Consider the following 423-nt stretch of genomic DNA (forward strand, 5'->3'; position numbering starts at 1 on the left):
TGGGCTACAGCCGCCAGCTTCGCATCTACAGCCATTTCAATGATCAACAGCACGTGGTCCGTGATCGGATCGTCGGACAAATGACCCGCCATCCAATGGTAGAGAAAATCACTGCCTCGCTTGCTCATTCCTCTCTGAAGTCCTGCAATGAAGCATGGCGTAGGTCTTCCTCGCCGCGCAGATGCTTCACGCGGCCGATGATGCCGGGCTTCACCCATTGCGTCGCCGGCCGCGTCACCCCGTTCGGCGCCGGCCGGGCGTGCTCCTGGACCCGCTTCCATAACCGCTCGCGGATGGCGCGGCTGGAATTGATGAAGGCCGAGCCGACATAGCGGCCCGTGGCCCGGTCGGCCATCAGGGCGAAGGCCGGCTTGTCCGCCTCGCGCTCGACGCCGAGCAATTTGTATTCGTCGACCGTGTAGC

At 62.9% G+C, this 423-nt stretch carries 1 pseudogene; it reads right to left on the bottom strand.

What is annotated here, in order from left to right:
• Positions 1-124 precede the first annotated feature (124 nt).
• Positions 125-423, bottom strand: a pseudogene (locus tag ACWTU8_RS32915) (ATP-dependent DNA ligase); the annotation flags it as partial.

The sequence above is a fragment of the Mesorhizobium sp. BHbdii genome, assembly GCF_053848045.1.